This window comes from Micromonospora marina (assembly GCF_900091565.1).
Lineage (GTDB): Bacteria > Actinomycetota > Actinomycetes > Mycobacteriales > Micromonosporaceae > Micromonospora > Micromonospora marina.
In genome coordinates this window covers 135,459-158,120 of record NZ_FMCV01000008.1, presented here as the reverse complement: position 1 = coordinate 158,120, position 22,662 = coordinate 135,459, and the positions used below count along the sequence as shown (strand labels likewise).

Sequence of the window (22,662 nt, the reverse complement as noted above, 5' to 3'; positions counted from 1 at the left end):
GGTGCGGAACGCGGGGACGGGGCCCGTCGTCAGAGGCAGTCGCCGGTTCGTCCGGTGGGACGGACAGGCGTCAGCGTCCGGTCACTTGCCGCCGGCGAGCTTCTCCCGCAGCGCGGCGAGCGCCTCGTCGGTCGCGAGCGTGCCGGCCGGCTCCTCGGCCTGACGGCTCGGGGCCGAGGTAGAGGTTGAGGTGGTGCCGCTGGTGGCGGGCGGAGCCGGGTTGGCAGCGGCCTCGGCGTCGGCGGCGCGGGAGGTCTGCACCTGCTTGGTGTGGGCCTCCCAGCGCTGACGCGCCTCGGCGTACTGCTGCTCCCAGGTCTCGCGCTGCTTGTCGTAGCCCTCGAGCCACTCGCCCGTCTCCGGGTCGAAGCCCTCCGGGTAGATGTAGTTGCCCTGCTCGTCGTACGTCGCGGCCATGCCGTAGAGGGTCGGGTCGAAGTGCTCCTCGCCCTCGACGAAGCCCTCGTTGGCCTGCTTGAGCGACAGCGAGATCCGGCGGCGCTCCAGGTCGATGTCGATGACCTTGACCATGACCTCGGAGCCGACCTGCACGACCTGCTCCGGGATCTCCACGTGGCGCTCGGCCAGCTCGGAGATGTGGACCAGGCCCTCGATGCCGTCGTCCACGCGGACGAACGCACCGAACGGCACCAGCTTGGTGACCTTACCCGGCACGATCTGCTGGATCGCGTGGGTGCGGGCGAACTGACGCCACGGGTCCTCCTGCGTCGCCTTCAGCGACAGCGAGACCCGCTCGCGGTCCAGGTCGACGTCCAGGACCTCGACCTCGACCTCCTGGCCCACCTCGACGACCTCGGACGGGTGGTCGATGTGCTTCCAGGACAGCTCGGAGACGTGCACGAGGCCGTCCACGCCGCCCAGGTCGACGAACGCGCCGAAGTTGACGATCGAGGAGACGACGCCCTTGCGGACCTGCCCCTTCTGGAGCTTGTTGAGGAACTCGGTGCGCACCTCGGACTGCGTCTGCTCCAGCCAGGCACGGCGGGACAGGACCACGTTGTTGCGGTTCTTGTCCAGCTCGATGATCTTGGCTTCGAGCTCGCGGCCGACGTACGGCTGCAGGTCACGCACACGCCGCATCTCGACGAGCGACGCGGGCAGGAAGCCACGCAGGCCGATGTCGAGGATGAGACCACCCTTGACGACCTCGATGACCGAGCCGCGGACGACGCCGTCCTCGTCCTTGATCTTCTCGATCGTGCCCCAGGCCCGCTCGTACTGCGCCCGCTTCTTGGAGAGGATCAGCCGACCCTCCTTGTCCTCCTTCTGGAGGACGAGGGCCTCGATGTGGTCACCCACCGAAACGACCTCGGCCGGGTCCACGTCGTGCTTGATCGACAGCTCCCGAGAGGGGATGACGCCCTCGGTCTTGTAGCCGATGTCGAGCAGGACCTCGTCCCGATCGACCTTGACGACGGTGCCTTCGACAATGTCGCCGTCGTTGAAGTACTTGATGGTCTCGTCGATCGCGGCGAGGAAAGCTTCCTCAGAGCCGAGGTCGTCGACGGTGACCTTGTTGGCGCTCGAGGTGGCCTCGATGCTGCTCGTCATGTGGGCGGTTGCTCCGGTCGGATGGGTTGTCACAGCGGGCATGGGTGTCGCGGTGACTCTTCCGCGCCAGCGGATCCGCCGCCGGGCACACCGAACGATCGACGCGAGAAGATCATTAGTGGCTCCGGTGACCGCGCACCTGCTCCCTGCCGAGGCACACGATCCGCGAGCGCATCGTCTAGCCTACCCGCTGCATTACCACAGCGTGCAAGCCCTCCCGGGTCCGTGCGAACTCATCCGCTGCGAAAGCGGAGATTTTGCTCGGTAAGGTGCCACAGCTGTCTCGTCCGTCACACCTGTCCCGGCCGCCACCCCCACCGCACCGGTCCGGGCCGTACGGACCTAGCGTGAACCCGTGGACGACGACAGGGTGACCCGCCGACGGGTCGACGCCGGCGAGATCCGCCGCGCCAACCGCGGATGGTGGGACACCGACGCCGACGCGTACCAGGCCGAGCACGGCGCGTTCCTCGGCGACGCCGACTTCGTCTGGTGCCCGGAGGGGCTGCGCGAGGCCGACGCCCGGCTGCTCGGCGACGTGGCCGGCCGACGGATCCTCGAACTCGGCGCCGGGGCCGCCGCCGCAGCCCGCTGGCTCGCCGCCCAGGGTGCCCGGCCGGTCGCGCTCGACCTGTCCGCCGGCATGTTGCGGCACGCCGCCGGGGCCGCCGGCCGCACCGGGGTACGCGTGCCACTGGTGCAGGCCGACGCGCTCGCGCTGCCCTTCGCCGACGAGGCGTTCGACACCGTCTGCACGGCGTTCGGCGCGATCCCGTTCGTGGACGACTCGGCGGCGGCGATGCGCGAGGTGGCCCGGGTGCTGCGCCCCGGCGGCCGGTGGGTCTTCTCGGTCACCCACCCGATGCGCTGGATCTTCCTGGACGACCCGGGCGAGGGCGGACTGACCGCCGTGCACTCGTACTTCGACCGCTCCCCCTACGTCGAGCAGGACGAGCACGGCGTGGCCACGTACGTCGAGCAGCACCGCACCCTGGGCGACCGGATCCGGGAGCTGGTCGGCGCCGGGTTCCGCCTGCTGGACCTGGTGGAGCCGGAGTGGCCGGCCGGGCACGAGGGGGTCTGGGGCCAGTGGAGCCCGCTGCGCGGACGGCTGTTCCCCGGCACGGCCATCTTCGTCACCGAGAAGCCGGCCGGCTGACGCCGGACGGACGCGCGGTGCGATCGGGCCGGCGATGACGCCCCCATGCTGCCCTGGTGAGCGCCGAGCCGATCGCGACCCCATCCTCTCCATGGCGTCCGGACCCGCTTCGGCAACAGCGTGCCGACCACATGGTGGAGGAGTTGCTGACGCTGCCGCCCGACGCACCCCGCGTCGAACTGGTCGACGGCATCATCCACGTGACGCCCTTGCCTACTCTCCACCACCAGGACGTCGCCTGCCTGCTGACCTGGTGGCTACGATCCCACGTGCCGGCGCATCTGCGTGCGACCCAGGCGGTGAGCGTCGGGTTGGACATCGACGCCAGCCGCCGACCCGACGTCCTGCTCCACCGCGCCGAACTGCCGTCCGACTGCTGGCTGCTACGACCGGCGGACGTCGTCCTGGCCGTCGAGATCGTCTCCCCCGGCACCCGGCGGGTCGACCGGTTCGCCAAGCCGGGCGAGTACGCCGCCGCCGGGATCCCGTTCTACTGGCGGATCGAGCAGGATCCGGTGCACCTCTACGCGTACCGCCTCGGTGACCGGATCGGCCCGGGCGGCGAGCGGCAGTACGAACTGGTGGACGACGGCAGCGAGGTGATCGAGTTGTCCGAGCCCTTCGCGATCAAGCTGCCGGTCGCGGAGATCCGGCCCTGACGACGCCGTTACTCGGTATCCGCTCCGGGTAACCGCCCGGCATGGCCGAGAAGGAATTCCGCGCCGGCGACCACGTCTCCTGGGCCAGCCACAGCGGCCGGGCGTACGGCGTCGTCAAGGAGAAGCTGACCGAGCGCACCCACGTCCGCGGGCACACCGTGAACGCCTCGCCCGAGCAGCCGCAGTACCGGATCACCAACGACGACTCGGGCCGCGACGTGGCCCACCGCCCGGAGGTGCTTCGCCATGACTCGCGCTGAGGACCCGCAGCAGACGTACCGGGAGTTCACCGACGCGGTGAACATGAAGCCCGCCGAGCTGACCCGCTGGCTGGAGACCGACGAGTCCAAGCACGTCGGCTGGCACAAGCCGGGCACCAAGGGCGGCGAGTCGGTCGGCCACGACTCCGGCCGGCGCATCGTCGACCTGCTGCGCCGCAAGCGCGCCGACCTCACCGCCGCCGACTACAAGCACATGCGCAAGGTGATCGGGTACGTGCACCGCCACCTGGCGCAACGCCCCGCGGGCGACGTCCGGGACACCAGGTGGCGCTGGTCGTTGATGAACTGGGGACACGACCCGCTCAAGGGCTGAGCAGCCGGTCCGTTCGCGGCGCGTTGGTACCGTGCCGGTGATGACGACAGACGTCTCGACCGCCGGCCGTCATCCCCGCGCCGGACAGGTGGTCCTCCTGGCCGGCCTCGGGCTCGTCGTCGTCTCGGCGGTCCTCCTGGTGGTCACCGGCAACACCGGCATCAGGTACAGCGCCGACCACGACGGCACCGTACCGATGTGGAGCCGGTGGATCCCGGCGCTGGCCGGGATCGCGCTGATCCGGCTGATCCCACCCACCTCCGATCCGAGGTGGCCGGACCCGGTCGCGCCGTACCGCGAGGCGGTGCCGCTGCTGCTGGCCGGGATCGCGTTCGCCGCCGTCATGCCGCTGCTCGGCGGCGAACCGGCGTACACCGTGTTGAAGCTCGCGCTGCTGCTCGGCGTACCGGCGGGGGTGTTCCTGGCCGCGCGCCGGTGGCCGCCGCGGTGGCGGCCGGGGCCGGCCCCGCCGGACGCCGCCCACCGGTGGGGTCCGGCGCTGCCGGTGGCGGTGTGGCTGGTGCTCAGCTACGCCACGCCGCTGGCCGTGCCGGCCAGCGACTGGGGGCGGACCTTCAGACCGGTGACGCTCGTCGTCATCCTGCTGGCCGGCTTCGCGGTGAACGCGCTGCTGGAGGAGGTCTTCTACCGGCGGTGGCTGCAGACCCGGTGGGAGTCGCTGCTGGGCCGCTGGCCGGCGATCGTGCTCGCGTCGCTGGTGTGGGCGGCCTGGCACGTGGCCATCCAGGGCACCGGACGGCCCGGAGTCGACCTGGCCACTGTGGTCGTCAACCACGGCGTGCTCGGGTTGTTCCTCGGTTACCTGTGGTCCCGGTACCGCCGGATGTGGCCGCTGCTCGTGGTGCACGGCGCGGTAAACGCGATGCCCGCACTGATCGGTCTCTGACTTGACCATGCCGCAGGCGGCAGGGTCGGACGATGCCGGCATGGAACGCAGCACGCCACGCGCCGCCGTGGTCACCGGTGCGGGCACCGGCATCGGCCGGGCCACCGCACGCTCCCTCGCCACCTCCGGGTACGCCGTGCTCGCCGTCGGCCGGCGCGCCGCGCCGCTGTCGGAGACCGCCGCCGGCCGGCCGGACATCACCCCGCTGACCGCCGACGTCACCGCTCCCGACGGGCCGGACCGGGTCGTCCGCGCCGCGCTCGACCGGTACGGCCGCCTCGACGTCCTGGTCAACAACGCGGGCGTGGCAGGTGGAGGCCTGCTGGCCGAGCTGGACGAGGACGCCGCCCGGCGGCAGCTGGAGACGAACCTGTTCGCGCCGATCCGGCTGGCGCACGCCGCCGTCGAGGCGCTCGCCGCGACCCGTGGCGTGATCGTCAACGTCACCACGTCGGTCGGCCTGCGCGCCTGGCCGGGCAGTTCGGTGTACGCGGCGGGCAAGGCCGCGCTGGACTCGCTGACCCGTAGCTGGGCGGTGGAACTCGCGCCGCGCGGCGTCCGGGTGGTGGCGGTGGCGCCCGGCGCGATCGACACCCCCATCGGCGTGCACAGTGGCCTCTCCCCCGAGCAGCGCGCGGCGGTGCGGGACTGGCAGCTCGCGCACACCCCGGCGGGTCGGATCGGCCGGCCGGAGGACGTAGCCTGGGCGATCCGGCGACTCTGCGAGCCGGAGGCGGGCTTCGTCACCGGTGTGGTGCTGCCGGTGGACGGGGGCGCGGTGGTCGCGTGAGAGGACGGTGGCGGCGGTGCGGATCGGCGCGGTGGCGACGGCGACGGGCTGCACGCCGCGTGCCCTGCGGCACTACGAGGAACACGGGCTGATCACGTCGACCCGGGCGGCGAACGGCTACCGCGAGTACGACGACGGGGTCGTCACCCGGGTCCGCAACATCCGCCACCTGCTCGACGCCGGGCTGACGTTGGACGACGTGCGGGTCTTCCTGCCCTGCCTGGACGGGGACGTGGCGTCGGCGTCGCCGTCTCCGGCCGGGCTGCGGGTCGGCTGGGAGCGGCTGGCCGTGCTGGACGCCCGGATCGCGGCCCAGGTGGCCGTCCGCGACCGTCTGGCCGCCGCCCTCCAGGCCGCCGCCCCGGCGCCCCAGCCTCTGCTCTCGCCGCCGTCGCCTCCGGTGCGGTGATCAAGGAGTTTGTGTCCCGCCCGAGGCCGTTCGGGGACACAAACTCCTTGATCACCGCCGGGGCGGGCGGGTGGTGGCCGGCGCGGGTGGGCTGACCGGGGGGGGTCAGTGGTCGGCGCTGTTCCAGTCGTGGCCCTCGCCCACCGACACCTCAAGCGGCACCGACAGCGGGTACGCCTCGCCCATCTGCTTGCGCACCAGCGCCTCCAGCGTCTCCCGCTCGCCCGGGGCGACCTCGAATACCAGTTCGTCGTGCACCTGCAGCAGCATCCGCGAGCGCAGCCCCGCGTCGCGCAGCGCGCTGTCGACGTGCAGCATCGCGACCTTGATGATGTCGGCCGCCGAACCCTGGATCGGGGCGTTGAGCGCCATCCGCTCGGCCATCTCGCGACGCTGCCGGTTGTCGCTGACCAGGTCGGGCAGGTAGCGGCGGCGGCCCAGGATGGTGGAGGTGTAGCCGTCCTGGCGGGCGCGGGCCACCACTTCCTGGAGGTAGTCGCGGACCCCGCCGAACCCGGCGAAGTAGTTCTCCATCAGCCCGCGCGCCTCCTCGGCGCTGATGCCGAGCTGCTGGGACAGGCCGAACGCGCTGAGCCCGTACGCCAGGCCGTAGTTCATCGCCTTGATCTTGCGGCGTTGGTCGGCGGTGACGTCGCCGACCTCGACCGTGAAGACCGAGGACGCGGTGGCGGCGTGGAAGTCGTGCCCGGAGTTGAACGCCTCGATCAGCGCGTCGTCCGACGACAGGTGCGCCATGATCCGCATCTCGATCTGGCTGTAGTCGGCGGTCAGCAGGCACTCGTAGCCCTCACCGACCACGAACGCGCGCCGGATCCGCCGCCCCTCCTCGGTGCGGATCGGGATGTTCTGCAGGTTCGGCTCGGTGGAGGACAGCCGGCCGGTCGCGGCCACCGTCTGGTTGAACGTGGTGTGGATGCGGCCGTCGTCGGAGACGGACTTGAGCAGCCCGTCGACAGTCGACTTGAGCTTCGCCACGTCGCGGTGGCGCAGCAGGTGGTGCAGCAGCGGGTGCTCGGTCTGCGCGTAGAGCCACTGGAGCGCGTCGGCGTCGGTGGTGTAGCCGGTCTTGATCCGCTTGGTCTTGGGCAGGCCCAGCTCGGTGAAGAGGATCTCCTGCAACTGCTTCGGCGAGCCCAGGTTGAACTCCCGGCCGACCACCTCGTACGCGCCCTGGGCGGCGGCCTTCACCTCGGCGGCGAAGTGCGCCTCCAGCTCGGAGAGGTAGTCGGTGTCGGCGGCGATGCCGGTGCGTTCCATGGTGGCGAGCACCCGCATCAGCGGCAGCTCCACGCCGGCCATCAGCCGCGCCGACTGCTCCCCGTCGCGGGACAGCTCGGCGTCGATCGCGTCGGCCAGGTCGAGCGTGGCGCGGGCCTGGAGCATCAGGTTCTGCTCGGCCACCCCCTCGTCGCCGAGCCCGTCCAGGGTGAGCTGGCCGGTCTCCGGCGCGTCGACGCGCAGCTCCCGGTGCAGGTAGCGCAGCGCCAGGTCGGTGAGGTCGTAGGAGCGCTGGTCGGGGCGGGCCAGGTAGGCGGCGATCTGGGTGTCGCGGGCGATGCCGTGCAGCTCCCAACCGTGCGCGGCGAACGCCAGCACCGCCGGTTTGCTGTCGTGCAGCACCTTCGGGCGCTCCGCGTCGGCCAGCCACCCGGCCAGCGCGGCCTCGTCGTCGGCGTCCAGCCGACTCGGGTCGAACCAGGCACCCGCGCCGGCGGCGGTGGCCAGCGCCATCCCGGTCACCGTGGCGGTGTGCCGGCGGTTGGGGCCGGTGTCGAGCGTCACCGCCAGGCCCACCGGTGCGCCCGCCGGTGCGTGCGTGCCGAGCCAGCCCGCGAGCGCACCCGGCTCGGTGAGCACCTCGCCGGCCAGGTCGAAGCCCGCCTCGGCCTCCGGCTCGACCGCTTCGAGGTATTGGTAGAGCCGGTCGCGCAGGATGCGGAACTGGAGGGTGTCGAAGACCTGGTGCACCGCTTCGCGGTCCCAGCCCTGCCAGCGGGCGTCCTCGGGGCGGACCGGCAGCTCCAGGTCGGAGACCAGGCAGTTGATCTCGTAGTTGCGGATCACGTCGGCCAGCCGCTCACGCAGGCTGTCGCCGGCCTTGCCCTTGATCTCGTCGGCGCGGGCCACCACGCCCTCGACGCCGCCGTACAGGTTGATCCACTTGGCCGCGGTCTTCGGGCCGACGCCGGGCACGCCCGGCAGGTTGTCGCTGGTCTCGCCGACCAGCGCGGCCAGGTCGCGGTAGCGATCAGGGGTGACGCCGTACTTCGCCTCGACCGCGGCCGGGTCCATCCGGGCCAGGTCGGAGACGCCCTTGCGCGGATAGAGCACCGTCACCCGCTCCCCGACGAGCTGGAACGCGTCCCGGTCGCCGGTGGTGATCAGCACGTCCATGCCCTGGTCGCGGGCCTGGCAGGCGAGCGTCGCGATGACGTCGTCGGCCTCGTAGCCCTCCTTCTCGACCACCGGCACGCGCAGCGCGGCGAGGACCTCCTTGACCAGGCTGACCTGGCCCTTGAAGTCGGTCGGGGTCTCGCTGCGGCCGGCCTTGTACTCGGAGTATCTCTCCGTGCGGAAGGAGCGGCGGGAGACGTCGAACGCCACGACGATGTGCGTGGGCTGCTCGTCGCGCAGCACGTTGATCAGCATCGAGGTGAAGCCGTAGACGGCGTTCGTCGGCTGCCCCGTGGTGGTGGAGAAGTTCTCCACCGGCAGGGCGAAGAACGCCCGGTATGCCAGGGAATGTCCGTCGACGAGAAGCAGGCGCGGCGTCGTAGCTGTCACGGCTGCGACTCTAGTCCGTACGCCCGACAACTCCGGCCTCCGGTGCGGCGCGCGCCGCACCGGAGGCCGAGGTCAGAGAACCTTGGCCAGGAACGCCTTGGTCCGCTCGTGCTGCGGCGCCGAGATCACCTCGCGCGGGTCGCCCTGCTCGACCACCACGCCGCCGTCCATGAACACGAGGTGGTCGCCCACCTCCCGGGCGAAACCGATCTCGTGGGTCACCACGATCATCGTCATGCCGTCGCGGGCCAGGTCCTTCATCGTGTCCAGCACCTCGCCCACCAGCTCCGGGTCGAGCGCGCTGGTCGGCTCGTCGAACAGCATCAGCTTCGGCCGCATGGCCAGCGCCCGGGCGATCGCCACCCGCTGCTGCTGGCCGCCGGAGAGCTGACCGGGGTACGCGCCGAGCTTGTCGCCCAGCCCCACCCGGTCCAGCAGCTGCGCGGCGTGCTCCCGGGCCTGCGCCTTCTTCGCCTGGCGCAGCAGCACCGGCGCCTCGGTGACGTTCTGCAGCACCGTCATGTGCGGGAACAGGTTGAACCGCTGGAACACCATGCCGATGGCGCGGCGCTGCGCAGCCACCTCCTTGTCCCGCATCTCGTAGAGCTTGCCGCCGCGCTCCCGGTAGCCGATCAGGTCGCCGTCGACCCAGATCCGGCCGGCGTCGATCTTCTCCAGGTGGTTGATGCAGCGCAGGAACGTCGACTTGCCGGAGCCGGAGGGCCCCAGCAGGCAGCACACCTCGCCGGAGCGGACCTCCAGGTCGATGCCCTTGAGCACCTCCAGCGGCCCGAACGACTTGTGCACCTGCTCGGCCCGCACCATCAGCCCGGACTCGGCCGACGGTGCGGTGGTCTGCGCGGGCACGATCAGCTCGGTCACTTCACCACCCCCGCGCCGCCGCCGGTCTCGGCCGTCATACCCCGCAGCTTCAGCCGGGCCCGGCCGCTCACGCCGTAGCCCTTACCGAAGTGGCGTTCCAGGTAGTACTGCCCGACCAGCAGGATGCTGGTCAGGAACAGGTACCACAGACACGCCGCGACGTACATCGGGAAGATCTGGAACGTCCGTTTGCCGACCGCGTCGAGCTGGAAGAACAGCTCCACGCTCACCGGCACGTAGAGCAACAGGGATGTGTCCTTGAGCATGGCGATGGTCTCGTTGCCGGTCGGCGGGATGATCACCCGCATCGCCTGCGGCAGCACCACCCGGCGAAGCAACTGGGCGCGGCTCAGGCCGAGCGCCTGGGCGGCCTCGGTCTGGCCGGGATCGACCGACTGGATGCCGGCCCGGACGATCTCCGCCATGTATGCGGCCTCGGAGAGCGCGAGGCCGAGCAGACCGGCCATGAAGCCGGTGAGGATGTCCCGGGAGGAGAAACCGAACAGCCGCAGTTGCAGGTTGTCGATGCCGAACAGCTGGCCGATCTGGGTGTCGAACGGCACCCCGAATTCGACCCGGCTCCACAGGATGCCGATGTTGCCGAAGACGGCCAGCAGCACCAGCCGGGGCACCGCCCGGAAGAACCAGGTGTAGAGCCAGGCCACGCCGCGCAGGATCGGGTTGTCCGACAGCCGCATCACCGCGATCACCACGCCGAGCGTGACGCCGATCAGCATTGCGCTGACGGTCATCAGCACGGTGCCGCGAAGCAGGCCCTCGATGATCGGCGGCCGGAACATCTTGTCGACCATGAAGGACCAGTTGAAGGCCTCGTTTGTGACCAGCAGGTGGACGAACATCGCGGCCAGGACGGATAGCACCGCCACCGCGACCCATCGTCCGGGGTGCCGCACGGGCACGGCCTTGATCGGTTCCGGCCGTGCCCGTGCGGTTGTCGCTTCCTCGGTGGTCATGTCGTCACGGGTTGATCGCGGGGTCCGTGATCGCGCCGTCTCCCACCTTCCACTTGTCGAGCACCTGCTTGTAGGAGCCGTCGGCGATCACGGCCTTGGTCGCGTCGCGCACCGCCTCGGCCAGCTCCGTCTGCTCCTTGGCCAGCACGTAGCCGTACGGCGCCGCTTCGTACTGCTTGTCCAGCAGTTCCAGGGCGTCGTTGGACTTCGTCACCGCGTACACGCCGACCGGGTAGTCGGCCAGCATCGCGTCGTCCTTGCCGGACACGACGGCGGCGGTGGCGGCGTCCTGACCCGGGAACTGGTCGATGGTGATCGCCGGCTTGCCCGCATCGGTGCACGCCTTGGACCGCTTCTGGATGTCCTCGACCTGGACCGTGTCCTTCTGCACCGCGATCTTCTTGCCGCAGGCGTTGTCGAGGGTGACGCCGGCCGGGTTGCCCTTCTTGGTCACCCACTGGGTGCCGACCTGGAAGTAGCTGACCATGTTCGCCTGGGCCTTGCGGTCGTCGTTGATGGTGAACGACGAGACGCCAGCCTCGTACTTGCCCGAGTTGACGCCGTTGATGATGTCGCCGAACGGCGCCGAGACGAACTCCGCCTTGAGGCCCAGCTTGGCTGCCACCGCGGTGAACAGCTCGACGTCGAAGCCGATCACGGTCTTGCCGTCGGTGTCCAGGAACTCCGCCGGGGCATACGTGGAGTCGGTGCCCACCACGATCTTGCCGTCCGACTTGATCGCGTCCGGGACCTTCGCGGCCAGCGCGGCGTCGACCGACGACGAGACGCTGGGGCCGCCGCCGGGCTGGTCGGTGCTCTCCTCCTCGCCGCACGCGGCGAGGGAGAGCAGCAGGACGGCCGCACCGGCGACGCCGAGCGCCGCCCGCCGTCCGGGGTTGGGGTGGAACATGGCTGTACTCCTAAGGTGCGAGGGGTCGGTCGGTCAGGCCACGCCGAGGTATGCCTCTTTGACCGAGGGGTCGTGCAGCAGGTCCGTGCCGGTGCCGCTCTTGACGATCCGGCCGGTCTCCAGCACGTACGCCCGGTGGGCGCGCGCCAGCGCCTGCTGGGCGTTCTGCTCCACCAGCAGGATCGTGGTGCCCTGCTGGTTGATCTCCGTGATGATCGTGAAGATCTGCTGGATCAGCATCGGCGCGAGACCCATCGACGGCTCGTCGAGCAGCAGCAGCTTCGGCCGGCTCATCAGCGCCCGGCCGACCGCGAGCATCTGCTGCTCGCCGCCGGAGAGCGTGCCGCCGGCCTGCTTGCGCCGCTCGGCCAGCCGCGGGAACAGGTCCAGCACCCGGGCCAGGTCCTGGGCGATACCGGCCTTGTCGCGCCGGGTGTACGCGCCCATGTCCAGGTTCTCCAGCACCGACATACCGGGGAAGATGCCCCGGCCCTCGGGTGCCTGGCACAGCCCGCGCCGGACCCGCAGGTCGGCCCGGAGCTTGGTGATGTCCTCACCGGCGAACTTGATCGTGCCGGAGGCGACCGGCCGGATGCCGGAGATCGCCCGCATGGTGGTGGACTTGCCGGCGCCGTTCGCGCCGATCAGCGCGACGATCTCCCCCTCGTCCACGGTCAGGCTGATGCCGTGCAGCGCCTGGATCCGCCCGTAGAGCAGGCTCACGTCCTCGATCTCAAGCAGCATCGTCCGGCACCCCCAGGTACGCCGCGACCACCTTCGGGTTGTCCCGCACCTCGGCGGGCAGCCCTTCGGCGATCTTCTTTCCGAACTCCAGGACCACGATCCGGTCGGTCACGCCCATCACCAGGCGCATGTCGTGCTCGATCAGCAGCACCGTGACGCCCTGATCCCGGATCTGCCGGATGAGCTGGAGCAGCTCCTCCTTCTCCGCCGGGTTGAAGCCGGCGGCCGGCTCGTCCAGGCAGAGCAGCGCCGGGTCGGTGGCCAGCGCGCGGGCGATCTCCAGCCGCCGCTGCTCGCCGTAGGACAGGTTGCGGGCGAACTCGTGCATCCGGTTGCTGATGCCGACGAACTCCAGGAGGCGCTCGGCCTTCTCCCGGCCCTCGCGCTCCTCCTTCCAGTGCCGCGGCAGGCGCAGCAGCGCGGAGATCACGCTCGTCTTGTGGTGCGCGTCCGCGCCCACCTGGACGTTCTCCAGCGCGGTCATCTCCGGGAAGAGGCGGATGTTCTGGAACGTACGGGCCATGCCCATCCGGGTGATCTGGTGGCGCTTCTTGCCACTGATTTTCTGGCCCCGGAACCGGATCTGCCCCTCGGTGGGCTGGTAGATGCCGGTCATCGCGTTGAAGCAGGTGGTCTTGCCGGCGCCGTTCGGGCCGATCAGCCCGAGGATCTCACCCTTGTAGAGGGTGAAGTCCACGTCGTTGAGGGCCACCACGCCGCCGAAGCGCAGCGTGACGTGGTCGACCTCCAGCAACGGCTCCCGCTCGTCGACCGTCTCGACGGCGGGGGCCGCCGCCTGGGCCGGAACGGCCGGGGTCTGCTCGGTGTCACTCACCGACGATCACCTCCTTGCGGCGGTCCTTGAACTCCGCCGCCCGTCGCCGGTTCGGGATCAGGCCCTGCGGCCGGAAGATCATCATTACCACGAGCACCAGACCGAAGAAGAGGAACCGGTACTCGTACAGCTCCACGCCGAACAGCTCGATGCCGCGGAACCGCTCGATCATGTACGCCACCAGGCCGCCACCGACGATCGCGCCGACGATGTTGCCCGAGCCGCCGAAGATGACAGCGGCCAGGATGATGATCGAGTTGAGCAGCTCGAAGTTCTGCGAGTTGACGAAGTTCTGCTTACCGGCGAACAACGCGCCGGCCAGGCCGGCGATGGCCGCGCCGGAGGCGAACGCCCACAGCTTGAACTTGAACGTCGGCACGCCCATCAGCTGGGCCGCGTCCTCGTCCTCCCGGATCGAGATCCAGGCCCGGCCGACGCGGCTGTGGGTCAGGTTCCGCACCCCGATCACGACCAGGATGATCAGCGTGAGCACCAGCCAGTAGTACGGGCGGGCGTCGAGCACGCCGAACCACGGCCGGCCGTCGGCGTACTCGCCGGGCGGGTGCGGGATCTGGTTGAAGCCGCGCTGTCCCTTGAGGAACTCGGAGCTGACCGCCGCGATCCGGATCATCTCGGCGAAGCCGAGCGTCACCAGCGCCAGGTAGTCGCCGCGCAGGCGCAGCGTCGGCGTACCGAGCATGACGCCGGAGACCATGGTCAGGGCGATCGCGATCGGCACCACCAGCAGCCACGGCCACAGCGTCTTGACGTCGCTGCTCGGCGACGTCAGCACCGCGACCGTGTACGCGCCGACGGCGAAGAAGCCGAAGTAGCCCAGGTCGAGCAGGCCGGCGAAGCCGACCACGATGTTGAGCCCGACCGCCAGCAGCACGTAGATCGAGACCGTGAACATCACCTGGGTGAAGTTCGCTCCCGGGGTCGGGATGGGCCCGAGGTACTGGTAGAACTCCTTGTTCGGCAGCGCGTAGAAGAACGCGATGACCGCGACGAGCAACACCCAGCGCACCCAACGCGGCGCGTGGTGCCAGCGCTCCGAGATCGCGTGCCGGCCCTGCCGCAGCTTGTCCGCCGCCGTCTCCCGCCGCTCCGGCGGGTCGATGGTGGTCGTCATGCGCGTGCCCTCCCCAGTGATTCGCCGAGCAGACCGGTCGGCCGGAACATCAGCAGCACGACCAGCACCGCGAACGCGGCGAAGTCCTTCCACTGACTGCCGAACAGGCCCGCGGCGTAGTTCTCCACGACGCCGAGCAGCAGGCCGCCGACGAGCGCGCCGCGCAGGTTGCCGATACCGCCGAGCACCGCCGCGGTGAACGCCTTGAGGCCCAGCAGGAAGCCGACGCTGTAGGTGAGCGTCTGGATCCGCACGTCGTAGAGCAGGCCCGCGACGCCGGCCATGCTGCCACCGGCGATGAAGACCATCAGGATGATGCGGTCCTTGTTGACGCCCATCAGGGCCGCCGTGTTGGCGTCCTGGGCCACCGCGCGGATGCCACGGCCGGTACGGCTGCGGTTGATGAACTGGTCCAGCGCGAACATCATCACCAGCGCGGAACCGACGGTCAGCAGCTGCACCGCGTCGATCGGCACCCCGGCGATGTGGAACAGCGGCTTCGAGCTGACCAGGATGGGCGCGCCCTCCGGAAGGCGGCGGGTGTAGACGCCGAACGCCTCGGAGATGGCGATCGACGCACCGATGGCGGTGATGAGGAACGCCAGCGGCGGCGCGTTGCGCTTGCGCAGCGGCCGGTACGCGACCCGCTCGATCACCGTGGCGGTCCCCGCCGAGGCGATGGCCGCCACGATCATCGCCACCAGCAGGTAGAACAGGATCGAGCCGATGCCGCTGACCTGCGAGTTCTGGTCGAGCCCGAAGCCGTTCCAGGTCCAGATCGCGGCGAACGCGCCGGCGATGAAGACCTCGGAGTGGGCGAAGTTGATGAGCCTTAGCACGCCGTACACGAGCGTGTAGCCGAGCGCGACCAGGGCGTAGATGGCGCCCTGCGTCAAGCCGGTCGTGGTGAGTTCTCCGAAGTTGGAGAACAATCCGTCGAAGTCCAAGGGAGGGACGCTCCGTCGCTCAAGAGAAAAAGAGGGTGCGGCCGGGAGCCAGCTCCCGGCCGCACCCGCGATCACTACTCAAATCGCCAGTCCAGCGATCGACCGATCAGGACTTGGGGATCTCCTGGTCCGGGACGACCTTGCCGCCCTGCACCTTGAACGCCCAGACCTTGACCTGCGCCGGGTCGAGCTCGCCGCCCTCGACGAACTTGTAGCTGGCGGCCACGCCCTCGCCGCTGTAGCCCTTCACGAACTCCAGCAGGTCGGCGCGGGTGGTCTTGCCGTCCTTGATGCCCGCCAGCAGGATGTTCGCCGCGTCGTAGGCGGTGTCGCTGTAGGTGCCCGGGTCGGTGCCGTTGAGCGCCTTGAAGTCGGCGGCGAAGGTGCCGCGGGCCTCGGTGGACGGCTGGCACGGGCAGGTGAGGATGGTGCCCTCGGCGGCGGCCGCACCGGCGGAGGTGATGTACGCGCCGTCGTTCACGCCGTCACCGGCGACCAGCGGAGCGGTGACCCCGGCAGCGGTGAGCTGCTTACGGATCAGGCCGGCCTCCTGGTAGTAGCCGCCGTAGAAGACCGCCTTGACGTTGGCGGCCTTGACCTTGGTGATCACACCGGAGAACTCGGTCTGCTTGCCCTCGCCCTGGACCTTGTCGCTGCCCACGACCGAGGCGCCGAGGACCTTCTTGACCTCGTCGGCCAGGCCGGCGCCGTACGCGGACTGGTCGTCGATGACGTAGACCCGGTCGGCCTTCATCACGTTCTTGATGTAGTTACCGGCGGCGGGGCCCTGGCTCAGGTCGTTGCCGACCGCGCGGAAGAAGGTCTTCCAGCCCTGCTCGGCGAGGCTGGGACGGGTCGCGGAGGGGGTGATGGTGACCAGGCCCGCCTCGTTGAACAGCGGACCGGCGGCCTCGGACTCGCCCGAGTAGGCCGGACCCACGACACCCAGGATCTTGGTGTCGTCGATCGCCTTCTGGGCCAGACCCGGAGCCTGGTCCGGGCTGCCCTGCGAGTCGAGCTCGGCGAGCTCGACCGTGCAGTCCGGGTTCTCCTTGTTGTACTTGTCGACGGCCAGCTTGACGCCGTTCTTCTCGTTGATGCCCAGCGCGGCCGAGCTACCGGTCAGCGCGCCGAAGAAAGCGATCTTGCTCCCGCAGGCGCTGCCCCCGGAACCCTCATCGTCGCTGCCGCTGGAACAAGCGGTGCCACCGGCGACGAGCGCCAGCATGGCGACCCCGCCGATCACGCGTGCGAGCTTCTGCCTCAAGGCCCGAACCCTCCTCCGTCCATGATCCGAACCACCCGCCGCTGATTGGCCCTTGCGGGGTGGACGAACCAAGACCGTCGTCGCCGGTCTGGGGCGGGACGTTATCCCACCGCGAGCGGTGGCGTAAGACCTGTAAAGCCGGGTTGACCGAACCGTTACACGCCGTGGCGGATTCAAGCCGATCGCCGTAAGAACCGTAGGCGCGGCAGGGCTTTCACCGAATATTCCTCGGTAACGGGCCATGCCCTCTTCACCCGCTACCGATCGACGACTGACAACACCCCCCACCAGGCACGGGACGCCTTCCCGTCATCGACGACCATGAGCATCCCGTCGTCGCGGACGGCCACCGCCAGCGCGGCGTCACCCCCGTCCGGCGCCGGCACCGGCGTGATCACCGGAAGCCACGACGCGCCGCCGTCGCCCGACATCCAGAGCCGTCGCGAAGCGCCGTCGCCGGTCACCGCGACGAGCCGCCCACCGGAGGCCGCGAGCGCATCCACCGACGACACCCCGGGGCCCGCCGAGCCGAACCCGCCGACCCGCCGCCACCCCTGCCCCGTACCGGCCGAGCCGCCGGACGACGGCCCGCAGCCGTCGCACGCGCGCCACACCGCGAACCGGTCACCCACCGGACCGGCCGCCACCGGACCGCCGTCGGCAGCCACCACCCGCTCCGCCGCCCCGGCGGCCCCCGCCGGCACCGGCAGAGCCACCCGCCGCCACACCCGGCCGTCGGCCGAGAACCAGGAGAGCGGCGTCCGGGCCGTCGCGCCGGGCGGCAGCAGCGACCCCACCACCAGCCAGCCCGGCCCCACCGCCGTCACGTCGTACGCCGCCGTCCGGCCCCGGCCGTCACCGGCCAGCTCCGCGACCCCCTCGCGCAGGACGAACCCCTCCGCGTCCGGCGACGACCACACCGCCGCACCGTCCGCGCGCGCCCCGGCGACCAGCCAGCCGCCCGGCCCCGCCGCCAGCCGGGACGCGCTCACCGCGCGCGGGCCGCCGAACAACTCGAACGCCGCCGGCACCTCCCGCAACGGCCCACCAGGACGCCACACCCACGTTCCGGTACGCGGATTGCCGTGCACGCCACCGGTCTTCGCACCCAGCGCGGCCATCCCGTCGTCGCGGCAGGCCACCGCGTAGAGCACGTGCTGGCGGCCGTAGAACGTCTGCGCCCGCACCGAAATCGGCGACCAGGTCACGCCGTCCGATGAGGACCACGCCGCCGGTCGGGTCTCCCCCGCCGGATCGACCAGCCCGCCCACCACGTACCACCGGCCGCCGCACCGCGTCGCGTCGCGCGGCACCGGCCGTCCGTTGGCACCGGCGGGCAGAACCAGCTCGACGGGCTGCCACCGCGGGCTCACCGGCGCGGGCTGCGGCAGCGGTCGCGGGGTGGCGTGGCACGCCGCCAGCAGCAGCGCGGCGGCAGCGGCGACGAGGACCGGCCGGACGCGCGCGGGAGACATGGATCCGATCCTATCGATCGGACGCCTTCCGGGCGGGTCAGGACGCGGGCTGCTCCACCTCGCCGCCGGCGGTCTCGGCGAGGATCCGCTCGGCGACCTCCTTCATGGTCATCCGGTGGTCCATCGCGGTGCGCTGGATCCACTTGAACGCCTGCGGCTCGCTCATTCCGTACGTGGTCATCAGCGCGCCCTTGGCACGCTCGACGGTCTTGCGGATCTCCAGCCGGTCGGTGAGACCGGCCACCTCCGACTCCAGCGCGGCGATCTCCGAGTAGCGGGACAGCGCGATCTCCACCGCCGGCACCAGGTCGCTCTTCTGGAACGGCTTGACCAGGTAGGCCATCGCGCCCGCCGCGCGCGCCCGCTCCACCAGGTCACGCTGACTGAACGCGGTCAGGATGATCACCGGGGCGATCCGCGCGCCGGCGATCCGCTCGGCGGCGGCCAGCCCGTCCATGATCGGCATCTTGATGTCGAGGATGACGAGATCCGGCTTGAGCTCCTCGGCGAGCTTGACGGCGGTCTCGCCGTCACCGGCCTCGCCGGCCACCTCATAGCCCTCTTCGACGAGCATCTCGGCCAGGTCCAGCCGGATGAGCGCCTCGTCCTCGGCGATCAGAACGCGCTTGCGCTCGGCGTCCGCCTGCATCTCGCCCACGAGCCACTCCCACCGGTTCGAGCCCGACACCCGCCGTGCCGGGTGTCGCCGCCCCTAGCCTAGTAGGTAACCTATGGCTCGACGCGAGAGCGTGGCGTGAGCTCGTCCCCGTATTCCAATGGCAGAGAAGCGGAGCTCAAACCTCCGACAGTGTGGGTTCGAATCCCACCGGGGACACCCGAACTTGTCATACAGGCGTTCGACAATGCCTCTGTGCACTCGACCGTCCTTCGGGCACGAGCCCGTGAACTTCGTTCCAGGGGTGGCAGCATCCAGTCTGTCGCCCGGGCATTGTCGCTCCCCTACACGACCGTCTGGCACTGGTGCGTCGATCGCCCCGAGCGAGCAGTCGTAGGCACCGCCGCGCGTTGCTTCCGCTGCCAGAAGGGGGTGACGCATCCGCCGGACCCAGCTGCTTATGCATACCTGCTCGGCCTCTATCTGGGTGACGGGCACCTCGCAGTTACCCCGAAGGTGCCTGTTCTCCGCATCGCTTGCACCAGCACCTATCCGGATCTGGTCGACGCATGCGCCGAGGCGATGCTCGCCACGCTAGCTCTGAAGGTACAGCGGATCCCGAAAGAGGGCTGCATCTCGGTCGAAAGCAGCGGTCAGCACTGGCCATGCCTATTTCCGCAGCACGGGCCGGGCAAGAAGCACAAGCGCCCGATCGTCCTGGCCGACTGGCAGCGGGCCATCGTCGAGGCTCACCCGGGCGACTTCCTGCGCGGCCTGTTCCACTCTGACGGCTGTCGCTTCGCCAACCGGGTCGTGGTGCGCGGAAAGGAGTACGTCTATCCCCGCTACATGTTCTCCAACCGCTCCGCCGACATCATGGCGCTCTGTCAGTGGGCCCTCGACCTGCTCGGGATCGCATGGCGGATGAATCTGCCGTGGTCCCTGTCAGTCGCCCGCCGGGAGGCGGTCGCCGTGCTGGACCAACACGTCGGCCCGAAGTCCTGAGCAGCCTCAAATCCGCGACAGCGCCCGCGCGAGATCCGCCCGCAGGTCCTCCGGGTCCTCCAGGCCGACCGAGACCCGCAGCAGCCCGCCGCAGGGCTTGGCGTCGCCCTCGACCGGCCGGTGGGTGAGCGACGCCGGGTGCTGGATCAGCGTGTCGACGCCGCCGAGCGACACCGCGTGCGTGATCAGCTCGCAGGCGCCGGCGACCTCGGCCGCGGCGGGCGCGCCGCCGCGTACCTCGAAGGCGAGCAGGCTGCCGGTGCCGGACATCTGACGGCCGACCAGCCCGGCCGGGTCGTGCAGCGACGGGTGGTGGACGCGCTCGACGGCGGGGTGCCCGGCGAGCCAGGCGGCGAGTTTCTCCGCGCCGGCCTGCTGGGCGCGGACGCGCAGCGGGAGGGTCTGGATGCCGCGGTGCAGCAGGTACGCGCCGAGCGGGTGCAGGACGGCGCCGGTGACGGCGCGGACCTGGCGCAGCCGGGCGGCCCACTCGGGTGCGCAGGCGACGACGCCGGCGAGGACGTCGCCGTGGCCGCCGATGCTCTTGGTGGCGCTGTGCAGCACGAGCGCGGCGCCGTGGCGGGCGGGCTGCTGGAGCACCGGCGTGGCGACTGTGTTGTCGACGAGCAGCGGGACGTCACCGGCGGCGTCGGCGAGCGCGGCGATGTCGACCAGGTCGAGGCTGGGGTTGGCCGGCGTCTCGACCACGACCAGGGCGGTGTCGGGGCGGATCGCGGCGGCCACGTCGGCGGTGGTGGCCCAGGTGACTGTGGTGCCGAGCAGCCCGGTGGCGAGGACGTGGTCGGTGCCGCCGTAGAGCGGGCGGACGGCGACGACGTGCCGCTTGCCGTCGCGGGTGGCGGCGAGCAGGGTGGCGGTGAGCGCAGCCATGCCGCTGGCGAACGCGACGGCCTCGGCGGTGCCTTCGAGCTGGGCGAGGGCGGTTTCGAACCGGGCCACCGTGGGGTTCCAGAGGCGCTGGTAGACGGCGCTGCCGCCGGCCGGGAGGGTGCCGCCGGTGGCGAGTGTCTCGTAGTCGTCACCGCCGCCGGCCACCGAGGGCAGCGGGTTGGTGGTGGACAGGTCGATCGGCGGGACGTGGACGCCGAGCCCGGCGAGGTCGGCGCGCCCGGCGTGTACGGCTGCGGTGTCCACGGAAGTCATGCCGGAAGCGTCGAACATGACGATGGCGGGAGGCAAGAGCAACGAACAAGATTCTGCGAGATACACTTCCATCCGGCTTTCCTTCGGTGAAGGATGGTCGCATGCCTGCCGCACCGAATGATGTACGGCCGTTCGCCGGCCTGGACGACGTCGACCGCGCGATCCTCACCGAACTGGCGGCCGACGGCCGGCTGCCGAACAACGCGCTGGCCGATCGCGTCGGGGTGGCGCCGTCGACGTGCCTGACGCGTACCCGGGCGCTGCGCGAGTGCGGGGCGATCCGCGGGTTCCACGCCGAGGTGGACCCGGCGGCGGTGGGGCTGCCGTTGCAGGCGCTGGTCTCGGTGCGGCTGACCGCGCACGAGCGGGCCGCCGTGGACGCGTTCCGGGCCCGGTCGGTGCGGCTGCCCGGGGTGGTGTCGGTGTTCCACGTGGCGGGCGCGGAGGACTACGTGCTGCACGTGCGGGCCGCCTCCGGGGACGCGCTGCGGGACTTCGTCCTGGACCATCTCGCTGTCGATCCGGCGGTGCAGCACACCCAGACCAGCCTGATCTTCGAGCAGGCCCGGGGTATGGGGTAGCGCACCCGACGGAACAATTCCGGCACGTGGCCTGTTGCACCCCGCTGTGATCGACGTACCCGTGTCTGTTCTTGATCTTGCCCCGGTGGCGGCGACCGGCAACGCCGGTGAGGCGCTGCGGTACACCACGGAGCTGGCCCGCCGCACCGAGGAGCTGGGCTACCGCCGGTTCTGGGTGGCCGAGCACCACAACATGCCCGCCATCGCGAGTTCCGCCCCGGCGGTGCTGCTCGCGCACCTGGCGGCGAACACCAGCTCGATCCGGCTCGGCTCGGGCGGCGTGATGCTGCCCAACCACGCGCCGCTTGTGGTGGCCGAGCAGTTCGGCACGCTGGAGGCCCTGCACCCGGGCCGGATCGACCTGGGCATCGGCCGGGCGCCCGGCACCGACCAGGTGACCGCGCTGGCGCTGCGCCGCACCATGGAGGGCCTGTCCGCGGAGCACTTCCCGCGCGAGCTGGCCGACCTGATGAACTACTTCTCCGGCGCCGAGCCGGGCCCGATCACCGCGACGCCGGGCCGCGGCCAGTCGCCGCAGGTGTGGCTGCTCGGCTCCAGCGGGTTCAGCGCGCAGCTGGCCGGTCTGCTCGGGCTGCCGTTCTCGTTCGCGCACCACTTCAGCTCGCAGAACACGATCCCGGCGTTGCAGCTCTACCGGCAGAACTTCCGGCCGTCGCAGTGGCTGGACCGGCCGTACGCGATGGTGGCGGTCAACGCGGTCTGCGCGGAGACCGACGAGCGGGCCGAGTGGCTGGCCGGGCCGGCCGGGCTGTCGTTCCTGAAGCTACGGTCGGGGCGGCCGGAGCCGCTGGTCACGCCGGAGGAGGCAGCGGCGTACCCGTACTCGGAGTTCGAGCGGGAGTTCCTCGCCCAGCGCCGCGACGGCCAGGCGACCGGTTCGCCGGAAACGGTGGCCCGGCAGCTCGGTGGGTTGCTGGAGCGCACCGGCGCGGACGAGCTGATGCTCACCACGATGGTGTACGACGTGGCCGACCGGGTCCGCTCGTTCGAGCTGATCGCCGAGAAGGCGGCGGGCGGGCTGCGCCGGGAGGCTGAAACACGCTCTTCATAGCCACGTCACCGCGTCGTCGCGCGGGACGCATAACTTTGTCCTCGGTGGTGGTACGGCATTCCCGGTCGGGACGGGTCGGGAATGCTGCGGTGTGGTGCACCGGGTCGCCGGCGGAGCGGATTCCGCGGCCGGCGACCCGGTGTCTGCCGTTTCAGCGCAGGTA

General features: G+C 70.8%; 22 protein-coding genes, 1 tRNA gene and 1 pseudogene. 11 read left to right on the top strand and 13 right to left on the bottom strand.

Features of this window, described 5'->3' with window-relative positions; translation table 11 throughout:
• Positions 1-81 precede the first annotated feature (81 nt).
• Positions 82-1,614, bottom strand: a complete 1,533-nt coding sequence (gene rpsA / locus GA0070215_RS12640; protein WP_051090457.1) for a 30S ribosomal protein S1 — start codon at positions 1,612-1,614, stop codon at positions 82-84.
• 313 nt (positions 1,615-1,927) lie between these two features.
• Between rpsA and GA0070215_RS12635 the strand changes: the two genes are divergently transcribed.
• The 7 genes and pseudogenes from GA0070215_RS12635 to GA0070215_RS12605 all read left to right on the top strand — a co-directional run bounded on the left by GA0070215_RS12635 (position 1,928) and on the right by GA0070215_RS12605 (position 6,090).
• Complete coding sequence (locus GA0070215_RS12635) at positions 1,928-2,731, top strand: class I SAM-dependent methyltransferase (RefSeq protein ID WP_091045496.1); 804 nt, start codon at positions 1,928-1,930, stop codon at positions 2,729-2,731.
• Positions 2,732-2,862: 131 nt separating this feature from the next.
• Entirely contained in the window at positions 2,863-3,390 is a 528-nt protein-coding gene (locus tag GA0070215_RS12630) for a Uma2 family endonuclease (RefSeq protein WP_091045493.1), read from the top strand.
• Between the two features lie 41 nt (positions 3,391-3,431).
• Positions 3,432-3,650, top strand: a complete 219-nt coding sequence (locus GA0070215_RS12625) for a hypervirulence associated TUDOR domain-containing protein (RefSeq protein WP_091045490.1) — start codon at positions 3,432-3,434, stop codon at positions 3,648-3,650.
• A pseudogene (locus GA0070215_RS12620) lies at positions 3,637-3,981 on the top strand (DUF3140 domain-containing protein); the annotation flags it as partial. The gene GA0070215_RS12625 and the pseudogene GA0070215_RS12620, both read left to right, overlap by 14 nt.
• A 43-nt stretch (positions 3,982-4,024) precedes the next feature.
• Positions 4,025-4,891: a CPBP family intramembrane glutamic endopeptidase gene (locus GA0070215_RS12615; protein WP_091045569.1), complete on the top strand. Its 867-nt coding sequence runs from the start codon at positions 4,025-4,027 to the stop codon at positions 4,889-4,891.
• A 40-nt stretch (positions 4,892-4,931) separates the two neighbouring features.
• Positions 4,932-5,681, top strand: a complete 750-nt coding sequence (locus tag GA0070215_RS12610) for an SDR family NAD(P)-dependent oxidoreductase (RefSeq protein WP_091045482.1) — start codon at positions 4,932-4,934, stop codon at positions 5,679-5,681.
• A 31-nt stretch (positions 5,682-5,712) separates the two neighbouring features.
• Complete coding sequence (locus tag GA0070215_RS12605; protein WP_244166971.1) at positions 5,713-6,090, top strand: MerR family transcriptional regulator; 378 nt, start codon at positions 5,713-5,715, stop codon at positions 6,088-6,090.
• Positions 6,091-6,195: 105 nt separating this feature from the next.
• On the opposite strand, the gene polA is transcribed toward GA0070215_RS12605, so the two are convergent.
• The 11 genes from polA to GA0070215_RS12550 all read right to left on the bottom strand — a co-directional run bounded on the left by polA (position 6,196) and on the right by GA0070215_RS12550 (position 18,719).
• The gene (gene polA / locus GA0070215_RS12600) at positions 6,196-8,895 is read right to left on the bottom strand and encodes a DNA polymerase I (RefSeq protein WP_091045477.1); all 2,700 of its coding nucleotides are present in this window, start codon (positions 8,893-8,895) and stop codon (positions 6,196-6,198) included.
• A 72-nt stretch (positions 8,896-8,967) separates the two neighbouring features.
• Positions 8,968-9,720: an amino acid ABC transporter ATP-binding protein gene (locus tag GA0070215_RS12595; protein WP_167361513.1), complete on the bottom strand. Its 753-nt coding sequence runs from the start codon at positions 9,718-9,720 to the stop codon at positions 8,968-8,970.
• A gap of 53 nt (positions 9,721-9,773) precedes the next feature.
• Positions 9,774-10,751 (bottom strand): amino acid ABC transporter permease, encoded by a 978-nt coding sequence (locus GA0070215_RS12590; RefSeq protein ID WP_018785172.1) that lies wholly within the window; start codon positions 10,749-10,751, stop codon positions 9,774-9,776.
• A gap of 4 nt (positions 10,752-10,755) precedes the next feature.
• Complete coding sequence (locus GA0070215_RS12585) at positions 10,756-11,661, bottom strand: ABC transporter substrate-binding protein (RefSeq protein ID WP_091045471.1); 906 nt, start codon at positions 11,659-11,661, stop codon at positions 10,756-10,758.
• Between the two features lie 33 nt (positions 11,662-11,694).
• Positions 11,695-12,405, bottom strand: a complete 711-nt coding sequence (locus GA0070215_RS12580) for an ABC transporter ATP-binding protein (RefSeq protein WP_018785174.1) — start codon at positions 12,403-12,405, stop codon at positions 11,695-11,697.
• Positions 12,395-13,240, bottom strand: coding sequence for an ABC transporter ATP-binding protein (locus GA0070215_RS12575; protein ID WP_018785175.1), 846 nt, complete (start codon positions 13,238-13,240; stop codon positions 12,395-12,397). Before GA0070215_RS12575 ends, GA0070215_RS12580 begins: the two co-directional genes overlap by 11 nt.
• The gene (locus GA0070215_RS12570) at positions 13,233-14,372 is read right to left on the bottom strand and encodes a branched-chain amino acid ABC transporter permease (RefSeq protein WP_018785176.1); all 1,140 of its coding nucleotides are present in this window, start codon (positions 14,370-14,372) and stop codon (positions 13,233-13,235) included. Before GA0070215_RS12570 ends, GA0070215_RS12575 begins: the two co-directional genes overlap by 8 nt.
• Complete coding sequence (locus GA0070215_RS12565; RefSeq protein WP_018785177.1) at positions 14,369-15,319, bottom strand: branched-chain amino acid ABC transporter permease; 951 nt, start codon at positions 15,317-15,319, stop codon at positions 14,369-14,371. Before GA0070215_RS12565 ends, GA0070215_RS12570 begins: the two co-directional genes overlap by 4 nt.
• A 106-nt stretch (positions 15,320-15,425) precedes the next feature.
• On the bottom strand, positions 15,426-16,586 hold the full coding sequence (locus GA0070215_RS12560; RefSeq protein ID WP_026267821.1) for a branched-chain amino acid ABC transporter substrate-binding protein: 1,161 nt from the start codon (positions 16,584-16,586) through the stop codon (positions 15,426-15,428).
• Positions 16,587-16,843: 257 nt separating this feature from the next.
• Complete coding sequence (locus tag GA0070215_RS12555; RefSeq protein ID WP_091045467.1) at positions 16,844-18,061, bottom strand: hypothetical protein; 1,218 nt, start codon at positions 18,059-18,061, stop codon at positions 16,844-16,846.
• 37 nt (positions 18,062-18,098) lie between these two features.
• Positions 18,099-18,719 carry an ANTAR domain-containing response regulator gene (locus tag GA0070215_RS12550; RefSeq protein ID WP_026267823.1) on the bottom strand — a complete coding sequence of 207 codons (621 nt, stop codon included), beginning with the start codon at positions 18,717-18,719 and terminating at the stop codon, positions 18,099-18,101.
• Positions 18,720-18,823: 104 nt separating this feature from the next.
• Between GA0070215_RS12550 and GA0070215_RS12545 the strand changes: the two genes are divergently transcribed.
• Positions 18,824-18,896 (top strand) — tRNA-Leu (locus tag GA0070215_RS12545).
• 213 nt (positions 18,897-19,109) lie between these two features.
• Positions 19,110-19,682: a hypothetical protein gene (locus tag GA0070215_RS12540; RefSeq protein ID WP_244166970.1), complete on the top strand. Its 573-nt coding sequence runs from the start codon at positions 19,110-19,112 to the stop codon at positions 19,680-19,682.
• Positions 19,683-19,688: 6 nt separating this feature from the next.
• Here GA0070215_RS12540 and GA0070215_RS12535 read toward each other — a convergent pair whose 3' ends face one another.
• Positions 19,689-20,864, bottom strand: a complete 1,176-nt coding sequence (locus GA0070215_RS12535) for a trans-sulfuration enzyme family protein (protein ID WP_091045460.1) — start codon at positions 20,862-20,864, stop codon at positions 19,689-19,691.
• A gap of 83 nt (positions 20,865-20,947) precedes the next feature.
• Between GA0070215_RS12535 and GA0070215_RS12530 the strand changes: the two genes are divergently transcribed.
• Together GA0070215_RS12530 and GA0070215_RS12525 are read left to right on the top strand one after the other, a co-directional pair.
• On the top strand, positions 20,948-21,427 hold the full coding sequence (locus GA0070215_RS12530) for an Lrp/AsnC family transcriptional regulator (protein WP_091045456.1): 480 nt from the start codon (positions 20,948-20,950) through the stop codon (positions 21,425-21,427).
• Between the two features lie 46 nt (positions 21,428-21,473).
• On the top strand, positions 21,474-22,499 hold the full coding sequence (locus tag GA0070215_RS12525; RefSeq protein WP_231394739.1) for an LLM class flavin-dependent oxidoreductase: 1,026 nt from the start codon (positions 21,474-21,476) through the stop codon (positions 22,497-22,499).
• Positions 22,500-22,662 lie beyond the last annotated feature (163 nt).